Origin of the sequence: Nguyenibacter vanlangensis, assembly GCF_013376155.1 — a bacterium.
Lineage (GTDB): Bacteria > Pseudomonadota > Alphaproteobacteria > Acetobacterales > Acetobacteraceae > Gluconacetobacter > Gluconacetobacter vanlangensis.
The window spans coordinates 1-676 of record NZ_JABXXP010001121.1; the positions used below are offsets into that span (position 1 = coordinate 1).

1 protein-coding gene is annotated in these 676 nt (G+C 61.7%); it reads left to right on the plus strand.

The window, feature by feature from the left end:
• Positions 1-221: copper homeostasis protein CutC (locus HUK84_RS21615; RefSeq protein ID WP_281362893.1), on the plus strand; the 221-nt coding region annotated here is incomplete at its 5' end.
• Positions 222-676 lie beyond the last annotated feature (455 nt).

Below are 676 nucleotides of genomic sequence, written 5' to 3' on the forward strand. Positions count from 1 at the left end.
GGATCGAAATCATGGCCGGCAGCGGCGTCAACCCGGCCAATGTCGCGGCGCTGGTGCGGCGTACCGGCGTCGGCGCCGTGCACGGATCCTGTCGGGGACCGGCGCGGCCCAGCCCTGCCGCAGTGGTCTCGCTGGGCTTCGGTGCCGAACGGATCACGGCGGATTCCGGGGTGGTCCGCGCGATGGTGGACGCCCTGGAGACCTGCCGGAACGGCCCGTGACCGGATCGCCTCAGGACGCCGTTTAATTTAGCGGCAGAAAATAATGATCAATAGCGATCCGCGCTGGAATGGAAGATCCGGCGGATACAGGACGATCTTTTTCCCACAGAAATAACTTTGTTCCGTTAATTAAACTATTGCGACAGAGAAACGTCGTCTTTAGGGTCTGTTCGGACATGCGCGGCCGTATGTTCCCGCATGGGGGCGGGTGACGCGATCTATCCTTTAAAAACAAAGATATTTAGCGAACGGCTGGCGTCTAAACCTTGTCGGACGGGACATGATGATGCGAATATCACGGCGTGGGCGTCTCTTCTGTTGTGCCGCTGTTCTTGCGGGAAGCAGCGCGATCGTTCGATCAGCCTCTGCACAAAGCGAGCCGTCGGCACACGCGAAGCGGACCCGCGCCCCGGCGTCCTCGGTGCCCGCGCAGCCCGTGCGGCACGCCCTCAACG